This is a genomic window from Pseudomonas sp. SL4(2022) (assembly GCF_026625725.1).
Taxonomy (GTDB): Bacteria; Pseudomonadota; Gammaproteobacteria; order Pseudomonadales; family Pseudomonadaceae; genus Aquipseudomonas.
Window position 1 is genome coordinate 3,868,860 of the sequence record NZ_CP113060.1, and the last position, 9,593, is coordinate 3,878,452.

At 60.9% G+C, this 9,593-nt stretch carries 6 protein-coding genes; 5 read left to right on the plus strand and 1 reads right to left on the minus strand.

Features of this window, described 5'->3' with window-relative positions:
• Nucleotides 1-75: 75 nt before the first annotated feature.
• Entirely contained in the window at nt 76-891 is an 816-nt protein-coding gene (gene xthA / locus OU997_RS18320; RefSeq protein WP_267807925.1) for an exodeoxyribonuclease III, read from the minus strand.
• Nucleotides 892-1,035: 144 nt separating this feature from the next.
• Between xthA and OU997_RS18325 the strand changes: the two genes are divergently transcribed.
• The 5 genes from OU997_RS18325 (at nt 1,036) to tpx (ending at nt 9,437) form a co-directional block, all read left to right on the plus strand.
• Nucleotides 1,036-1,677: a GNAT family N-acetyltransferase gene (locus tag OU997_RS18325; RefSeq protein ID WP_267807927.1), complete on the plus strand. Its 642-nt coding sequence runs from the start codon at nt 1,036-1,038 to the stop codon at nt 1,675-1,677.
• An 87-nt stretch (nt 1,678-1,764) separates the two neighbouring features.
• Nucleotides 1,765-3,492 carry an autotransporter assembly complex protein TamA gene (locus OU997_RS18330; RefSeq protein ID WP_267807929.1) on the plus strand — a complete coding sequence of 576 codons (1,728 nt, stop codon included), beginning with the start codon at nt 1,765-1,767 and terminating at the stop codon, nt 3,490-3,492.
• Nucleotides 3,489-7,157, plus strand: coding sequence for a translocation/assembly module TamB domain-containing protein (locus OU997_RS18335; protein WP_267807931.1), 3,669 nt, complete (start codon nt 3,489-3,491; stop codon nt 7,155-7,157). Before OU997_RS18330 ends, OU997_RS18335 begins: the two co-directional genes overlap by 4 nt.
• A 294-nt stretch (nt 7,158-7,451) precedes the next feature.
• Entirely contained in the window at nt 7,452-8,795 is a 1,344-nt protein-coding gene (locus OU997_RS18340; RefSeq protein WP_267807932.1) for an alanine/glycine:cation symporter family protein, read from the plus strand.
• 141 nt (nt 8,796-8,936) lie between these two features.
• The gene (gene tpx, locus OU997_RS18345) at nt 8,937-9,437 is read left to right on the plus strand and encodes a thiol peroxidase (protein WP_108488982.1); all 501 of its coding nucleotides are present in this window, start codon (nt 8,937-8,939) and stop codon (nt 9,435-9,437) included.
• The last annotated feature ends 156 nt before the right edge of the window (nt 9,438-9,593 follow it).

Sequence of the window (9,593 nt, forward strand, 5' to 3'; positions counted from 1 at the left end):
AGTGCCGCGACGATAAGACAAAAAAGTGACTGCAATATGACAGTCACTGTTGTCTGCGATGGCTCTGCAATGGGCTTACAGGCCTAACTCCAGCCAGATGGGCGCATGGTCAGAGGGTTTCTCCATGCCACGCAGGTCGTAATCGACTCCCGCATCCTTGATTCGCCCTTGCAGTGCCTGGGAGGCGAGAATCACGTCGATGCGCAGGCCGCGCTTGGGCTCATCCTCAAAACCACGGCTACGGTAATCAAACCAACTGAACCGATCATTCACGGTGGGGTTGAGGTGGCGGAAGCTGTCAACCAGGCCCCAGTTCTTCAGGGTGGCCAGCCACTCGCGCTCTTCTGGCAGAAAGCTGCATTTACCGGTTTTCAGCCAGCGCAGACGATTGGGTTCGCCAATGCCGATGTCGCAGTCTTCCGGCGAAATATTGATATCGCCCATCACCACCAGCGGCTGCTCTGGGCTGAACTGGCTGAGCAGCAGTTGCTGCAAGTCGGCATAAAAACGTTGCTTGGCCGGGAACTTGGTGGGGTGGTCGCGGCTTTCACCTTGCGGGAAGTAACCGTTCATCACCGTCACCGGGTTGCCCTGGGCATCGGCGAAGGTGCCGTAGATAAAACGCCGCTGCGCGTCCTCCGCATCCCCAGGGAAACCCTTGTGCAGGCTCAGGGGTTGCTGGCGCGAGAGCAGGGCGACGCCGTAATGGCCCTTCTGTCCGTGGTAATACACGTGATAACCAAGCTGACGAATGTCGGCCTCGGGGAACTGCTCGTCGGCGACTTTGGTTTCCTGCAGGCCGATTACATCCGGCTGATGCTTTTCGATCAGCGCTGCCAGTTGATGCGGGCGGGCACGCAGGCCATTGATATTGAAGGAGACGATCTTCATGGGCGGCAGTCCTGAATAAGGCAGCTGGATGGCCGGCAATGCTAGCCCACTGAGCGCGCCATCGGCCAGCCTGTGGCGGTGCTGGGTGGCCGGTGCTAACGTGGCTGCAGGCCCAATAAATCAAGAACAACAGAGGTCACCCTGATGCCTGACAGTCTCGCCGAAGTTCGTTTGCTCGATAGCGGTTATGCCCGTGAAGCCCGCTCCTTGTTGTATCAGGCCTACCGCCATGACCCCACATTCGCCTACCTGTTTGAAGCGGAGCGGCCGGGCTATGACCAGCGCGTACGCGCCACGGTACGTGAGTTGGTGCAACAGCATTTTGCCGAAGACCTGCCCGCCATCGGTTTGCTGATTGATGATCGGTTGATCGGCATGGCCCTGATCGCACCGCCACAGCGGCGCATGGACATTACCGAAAGCTGGGCCTGGCGCATGCGTATGCTGTTGACCACCGGTTTTCGTTGCACCAAGCGCTATCTGGAATACCACGATGCAGTGATTGCCTGCCTGCCTCCGGGGCCTTATCACGTGCTGCCGCTACTCGGTATTCACCCGCAATACCAGGGCCAGCGTCTTGGTGAACAACTGCTCGAAGCACTGCACAACTGGTGCGCCGAAGATGCCAGTTCCCAGGGGGTGGTGCTGGATACCGGCAATGGACATTACCTGGAGTTCTATAAGCGTCAGGGGTATGAAGAGATCGGTGTGGTGGCCATCGGCCCGATAATCGAGCACGTGTTCTTCCATCCAAACCCACAGGTCACGGTCAAGGCCAGCGCCTGAAAGCCGCGACGCGGGATACACCGCGTCGCAACTATTTGCCGGCAGTGCGGCTCTAAGTCGGCCCTTGGCTCGTGCTAGCATCGCCTCATGTCTGTGTTCCCAAACCTTGTCAGTGGGTTCTGCCTGCTTTTGCTGAGTGCTGCGGCCCTGGCCGAAGCCCAGCTGCGCGTGCGGGTTGAGCCGGCCAACAGCGCGCTGAAAAGCAATATCGAGGGCTATATCGGCAGTTTGGGCGAGCGCGATGCCGAGGCCTTGCAACGCTATCGTCGGGTTGCCGAAAACCAGGCAGAAAAAGCCGCCCAGGCCCTGGGCTACTACCAGGCGCAGATCACGACTGAAGTTAGCTCAGGCGCAACACCGCGCCTGAGCGTACGCATTCGGCCGGGTGAACCCGTGCGTTTGCGTGATGTGGTGGTGCGCGTTGAAGGACCAGCGGCGCAACTGCGCGCTTTTCGTACACCCAATAACCCGCAATTGCGGGGCGGGGCGCAGCTTAACCACGGTCATTACGATGCGGCCAAGCGCGAAATTCAGACTCAAGCCTCGCGTTATGGCTTCTTCGCCGGGCGCTTTAGCAGGCAGCGACTGACAATTGACCCCGAGGCTGGGGTTGCCGATATCGAGCTGATCTATCTCAGCGGGCCGCGCTATCAGCTGGGCGACGTCAGTTTTGTCGGCGATGCGCCCTTCGATGAACAATTGCTGCAACGCATGGTGCCGTTCCCGACGCACCAGCCCTATGACTCGGCGCTGATTGCCGAGCTGTATCAGGCGCTGCGTTCCAGCGGTTATTTCGAGTCGGTGCAGGTGGACGCCAACCCCAGCACTGCCACTGGTGAGCAGATCCCCGTGCAGGTTCAATTGCAGGTGCGCAAACCGCGCAGCATGGGCCTGGGTTTGGGCTTCTCGACTGATGTTGGCCCGCGCGGCCGGGCCAACTGGACGCGGCACTGGGCCAATCCGCAGGGGCATAGCTATGGCGCGGAGTTGGAGCTGTCCGTACCGCGGCAGAATGTCGGCCTGTGGTACGACGTGCCGCTCGATCCACCACTGACCGACAAGTTGCGTATCGCTGGCGGTTATCAGGCCGAAGACCTGGCCAATACCGACAGCAGCAGCCGTCTGCTGACCGTCGGCCCGGAATGGCATAGCAAACTCGACAGCGGCTGGCAGCGCGTGTTGTCGCTGAAATGGCAGCACGAACAGTACGACCTGGGCGATGACGCGGGGACCAGCACGCTGCTGATGCCAGGCCTGAGTTATTCCTACCTGCACAGCGATAACCAGATCGACCCCAACCACGGCTATCGCTTGCAGTTCGACCTGTCTGGTGCGGCCAAAGGGCTGCTGTCCGATGCCAATGTGCTGCACGGCAATATCCAGCTCAAAGGTCTGACCACCTTATTCAAGCGCCATCGACTGCTGGGGCGGGTGCAGGTGGGTGGCACTGAATCCGATGGGTTTTCAAAGGTGCCGCCGTCGCTGCGCTTCTTCGCGGGGGGTGACCAGAGCGTGCGCGGCTATGACTACCAGAGCCTGTCGCCGGAAAACCGTGCGGGCGACAAGATCGGCGGGCGCTACCTGTTTACCAGCAGCCTGGAATACCAATACAGCCTGACCGAGCGCTGGCGCCTGGCGAGCTTCTTCGATCAGGGCAATACCTTCGATTCGCTGCAGATTCCCTCGTTGAAAAGCGCGGTGGGCCTTGGCGTGCGCTGGGTGTCGCCGCTCGGGCCGCTGCGCCTGGATCTGGCACATCCGCTGGATAATCAGGGCGGCGTGCGCCTGCATTTCTCCATGGGGCCGGAACTGTGAAGCGCTGGTTACGCAATGTGCTGTTCAGTCTGCTTGGGCTGCTGCTGGTGTTAGCCATCAGCATGTGCCTGCTGCTGGGCACCCAAGGCGGCAGTCGCTGGTTATTGGCGCAGGTGCCGGGCTTGCAGGTGGACGACTTCGATGGGCGCTTGGGCGGCAGCTGGCGCGCGACACAGCTGCGCTGGCAGCAGGGCGAGAATAGTGTGCAGGTAATGGCGCCTAGCCTGGATTGGTCGCCGGCCTGTCTACTGCGTCTGACCCTGTGTATCCAGCAACTGCGTAGCGGGCCGATCAACTTGGTTTTTCCTGACGATGAGCAGCCCAGCAGCGAGCCGTTCAGTCTGCCGGACCTGAGCCTGCCGCTGGCGTTGCAACTGGGGCAGGTGCAGATCGACAGCCTGCAGCTCAATGGCGTCGAACAGCTGCAAGGGCTGCAGCTGGCCGCGCGTTGGACTGCGCAGGGCATTCAGATCGATAACCTCAGCTTGCATATCGCCGATCTGCAGGTGGTGTTGCAGGGCCAGGTGCAAACCTCGGGCAACTGGCCGCTGCAACTGAACGGACAACTGCGATTGCCTGCGCCCGAGCAGCAGGCTTGGCCGCTGGCATTGCAGCTCAACGGTGAACTGCGCGAACGGGTGCAACTGACAGCCAATAGCAGCGGGTATCTGCAGGGTGAATTGACGGGCTGGTTGCAGCCTTTGGCTGAACACTTGCCAGCGCAACTGCGTTTGCAGGTCGCCAGCTTCAAGGCCAGCGCCGAGTTGCCCGATACGTTGAATCTTGAGCAGATTGAGCTCAATGCCCAAGGCGATCTGCGGGATGGCTATCAGATCACTGGCAGTGCCAGGTTGCCGGCAGCCGAGGGGGCGATTGCCCTGGCGCTGGCGGGGCTGCTCAAGGCTGACGGTGCGACCATCCGCAACTTGAGCTTGTCTGCCGCCCCTGAGCAGCAGGTACAGCTCAGTGGCGAGTTGAACTGGCAGCAGGGCCTGAGCCTGGACAGCCGCTTCAATTGGCAGAACTTCCCCTGGCAGCGGCTTTATCCGCTGGAGGAACCCGTGCCGGTGACATTGCGGGTGCTCAAGGGTGAACTGGCTTATCAGGATGGCAACTACCTTGGGCATTTCGCCGCCAAACTGGATGGCCCGGCCGGTGCCTTTAGCCTACAAAGTCCGCTGAGTGGCGATCTGCAAAATCTGTATTTACCTGAACTGCGCCTGCACGCTGGCCAGGGGCGCGCCGAAGGCCAGGTCAGCCTGGGTTTTGCCGAGCCGCTGAGCTGGGATGTGCGGTTGCAGTTGAGTCAGCTTGATCCGGCTTACTGGCTGGCCGAGTTACCCGGCAGCCTGGCGGGCCCCTTGAACAGCTCAGGCAGCTTGATCAATCAGCAGCTCAACCTCACCGCTGATATCGACCTCAGCGGTCGCTTGCGCGGTCAGCCGGCCAAGCTGCTGGCGAAGTTTGCCGGCGGCCTGGAGCAGGGCGAGCTGACGGCGTTGGATATTCGCCTCGGCGATAACCGCATCAGTGGCAAGGCCGCCTTGCAGCAACAGCTGAGTGGTCAGTTGCTACTAACGATGCCGCGACTGGGCCAGCTGTGGCCGGGTCTACAGGGTCAGCTCAAAGGCCAGCTGGATTTGGCCGGCAACCTGCAAGCCCCCCAGGGCCAATTGCAGCTGCAAGGTCAGCGCCTGGCTTTTGCCGACCAGCGCCTGCAACAACTCAAACTCGACGCCAATCTGAACAGCGCCCAGCGTAGCCGGCTCACCCTGGATGCGCAGGGCATTCAGCTCGGTGAAACTGACCTGGGCCGTCTGACTGCCACAGCCGCCGCGGATCAGCAGCAACAGAGCCTTGAATTGCAGCTGCAAGGCCCCTTGCTGCAAAGTCAGCTGGCCCTGGCCGGCAAGCTGGACAAGGGTAACTGGCGCGGCAGCCTGAGCCGTGGCGAGATACAAAGCAGCGGCCAGGACTGGCGCTTGCAGCAGCCGGCCACACTGGTGCGGCTGGCCAATGGGCAGCTCAGCCTGGGCGCGCATTGCTGGCGTTCTGGTGATGCCAGCCTGTGTGGCACGGAGCAGCGCCTGCTGCCGCAGCCCACGCTGAACTACCAGCTGAGCAACTTCCCCATGGAAAGTTTGGCGGCCCTGTGGCCCAAGGATTTCGCCTGGCAAGGCGAGTTGAATGGTCGGCTGCAGCTGCATATGCCGGCCAGCGGCCCGAATGGCAGCCTGGAACTGGATGCCGGCAGCGGCATCTGGCGCATTCGTGATCAGCAACAGTGGCTGGAGTTTGCCTACGACAGCCTGCGCCTGAGTACACAGTTACGCCCGCAGCGCATTGATAGCCTTCTGGAGCTGCATGGCCCAGCCATGGGTGAGCTGTCGCTGCAGGCGCAGCTTGATCCGCGCCCGGCGAGCAAGCCGCTGTCTGGCAACTTCCGCCTCAATGGTCTGGACTTGGCGCTGGCTCGCCCGTTTGTGCCGATGGTCGAGCGTATTGCCGGGCAGCTGAATGGCGCGGGCAGCTTGTCGGGTGGGCTGTTGGCGCCGCAGATCAACGGCAACCTGCGCGTGCTTAATGGCGAATTAAGCGGCGCTGAGCTGCCGATGAATATCGAGCAGCTGCAACTGCAGGCGCGTATCGAGGGTGAGCAGCTGCAGTTGGAGGGCGACTGGCGCAGTGGCGAGCAAGGGCAGGGCAGCCTGAATGGCGAGCTGAGCTGGGCTGATGGACTGGTGGCGAACATGCAGCTGCGTGGCAGTCGTCTGCCGGTCACTGTCGAGCCCTATGCCGCGCTGGAGGTCGAGCCGGATCTGCATTTCAGCCTGCGTGATGAGCAACTGTCGCTGGCCGGCAAGGTGCTGATTCCCAGCGGCACGATTGAGGTGCGTGAGTTGCCGCCCTCAACCGTGCAGGTTTCCAGCGATGCTCAGGTGATGGGGCGCGACAGCACTGAGCCACAGGCCACGGCGATTGCCATGGATATTGATGTCGAAGTCGGCCAGCAACGCCTGACCTTCAGCGGCTTTGGCCTGCATGCCGAGCTGCTTGGCCGGTTGCATATCGGCAATGACCTCGACACTCGAGGCGAGCTGAGCCTGAACAAGGGCCGCTTCCGCGCCTATGGCCAGCGCTTGAATGTGCGCCGCGCGCGGCTGTTGTTCGCCGGGCCGATTGATCAGCCATTTCTCGATATCGAGGCGGTGCGTCAGGTGGATGATGTGACGGCCGGCCTGCGCCTGAGTGGCAATGCTGCGCAACCGACCAGCACGGTGTTTTCTGAGCCCGCGATGAGTCAGGAACAGGCGCTGTCCTACCTGATCATGGGACGTCCGCTGGGGCAGGGCGGAGGGGATAACACAATGTTGGCGCAGGCCGCGTTGGCTCTGGGCATGGCCGGCAGTGCATCATTGGTTAACAACGTCGCGCAGGGGCTGGGCATTCGCGATTTTCAACTGGATACCCAGGGCAGTGGTGTGACCACCAGCGTGGTGGCCAGCGGGAATCTGTCCGAGCGCCTGAGCCTGCGTTATGGCGTCGGGGTGTTCGAACCGGCGAACACCATCGCCCTGCGATACGAGCTAAGCCGCAAGCTTTACCTTGAGGCCGCCAGCGGATTGGCCAGCTCCTTGGATCTGTTTTATCGACGTGAATTTTAGCAAGCCAATTTTCTGCGGAACTGTGCTGGATTAAGCCCGTTAATTCGCGTTTAAATTGCGCACTTCGCTCAAAAAATCTGAGCGTTCAAATCTAAACAGTGAAAACCACTGTCCCGGCCTCCCTATACTGACCGCCGCTGATGCCCTGGCCGTCATTGGACTTGCAGGGACAGCCCGATGTGCTGTCTGCTGGCGCGCCAATCCGGTTTGCGCCCTTTAACAGCCCAGCCTACCCGGCAATCGGACAAGCGAGGCTACCCACTTCGCGTTCACTACAAGAATAAGGAAATGAACATGGAATTTATCAATACCCTGGTCAATCAACTCAACGGCGTGGTCTGGGGACCGCCCATGCTGGTGATGATTCTTGGCACCGGCCTGTTCCTCATGTTGCGCCTGAAATTCATGCCGTTGAGCAAGATCGGTGCAGGCTTCAAGCTGATGTGGCAAGGCCGGCAGAAAGGCGATGCGGAAAGTGGCGAGATCAGCCCATTCCAGGCCTTGATGACTTGCCTGGCCGCCACGGTGGGGACGGGCAACATCGCTGGCGTGGCTACCGCCATTTTCCTCGGTGGCCCAGGTGCACTGTTCTGGATGTGGTGTACCGCACTGGTTGGCATGGCCACCAAATACAGTGAAGTGGTGCTGGCGGTGCACTACCGCGAGAAGGATGAGCGCGGCGAACACGTCGGTGGTCCGATGTATGCGATCAAGAATGGCCTGGGCAAGAAGTGGCTGTGGCTGGGCACAGCGTTTGCCATCTTCGGCGGCTTTGCCGGTTTCGGTATCGGCAACATGGTGCAGGTCAACAGCATGGCAGCCGCCTTGCACACCACCTTCAACATTCCGCTGTGGGTGACCGGTGTGGTGACCATGGTGATCACCGGGCTGGTGATTCTTGGCGGGATCAAGCGCATCGGTAAGGTTGCCGCGTCGCTGGTGCCCTTTATGTGTGTGACCTACATCATGGCCTCGATTGTGGTGCTGGTGGTGCATGCCGACGCGATTCCGGGTGCATTCGAACTGATCTTCACCCATGCCTTCAGCCCTGTTGCGGCCACGGGCGGTTTTGCTGGTGCAGCGGTCATGGCGGCGATTCGCTTTGGTGTGGCACGCGGCATCTTCTCCAACGAAGCCGGTCTGGGTACTGCGGGTATCGCACAGGCGGCCGGTACCACCAACAGCCCGGTGCGCTCGGGGATGATCGGCATGATCGGCACCTTTATCGACACCATCATCATCTGCTCGATGACCGGTCTGGCAATCATCTGCTCCGGCGTGTGGACCAGCGGTGCCAGCGGGGCGGCCTTGTCGGCCGCGGCTTTTGAGTCGGCCATGCCTGGCGTCGGCGGTTATATCCTGACCATCGCACTGGTGATCTTTGCCTATACCACCATCCTGGGCTGGAGTTACTACGGTGAGCGTTGCTGGGAATACCTGGTAGGCACCAAGGCCATTCTGCCGTTCCGTATACTCTGGGTCCTGGCCGTGCCGTTCGGGGCGATTGCCCAGTTGGACTTTGCCTGGCTGGTGGCCGATACCCTCAATGGCCTGATGGCAATCCCTAACCTGCTGTCGCTGCTGCTGCTCAGCCCGATCGTGGTCAAACTGACCAAGGATCATTTCGCAAAAAATTGATGTGCCGCATGGGCGAGCAGGGTAGTCTGACTTTTTGGTCAGCTATGCTCGCCGTGTTGCAGGGGCGCCGGCTTGCCATTTGGCGGGTTCGCGCCCTTACTTGTTTTCCGCCCCTCAATTGCACAGATAAGGATCAATCCCATGGCACAAGTCACGCTCAAAGGTTCCCCGGTTGAAGTTGCCGGTCAGTTGCCGCAGGTAGGCCAACAGGCCCCGGCGTTCAGCCTGGTCGCCGGCGACCTGAGTGATGTCAGCCTGGCCAGCCTGGCCGGCAAGCGTAAAGTCCTGAACATTTTCCCAAGTGTTGATACCCCAACCTGCGCCACCTCGGTGCGCACCTTCAACACCCGTGCCAGCCAACTGGCCAACACCGTGGTGCTGTGCATTTCCACCGACCTGCCGTTCGCCCAGGCCCGTTTCTGCGGTGCCGAAGGCCTGCAGAACGTGATCAACCTGTCGACCATGCGCGGTGCCGAGTTCCTCAACAACTACGGTGTGGCCATCGCCAGCGGCCCGCTGGTGGGTGTTGCTGCCCGCGCGGTGGTGGTGCTGGATGAGCACGACAAAGTGCTGCACAGCGAATTGGTGAGCGAGATCGCTGACGAGCCGAACTACGACGCGGCCTTGGCTGTTCTCAAGTAACAGCAGGTTAGCGTTGTACCTACGGCCTGCTCTGCAGGCCGTTTTTTTGGGCTGGCCATCTAGGTTGGCCACCTTTGGCGCATTGTGGCGCGCCGGTAGGCAGCGCTCCGGACATTTTTATTTGCGGATCAGGGCTTTAGTTACGTAAGGAAAAGG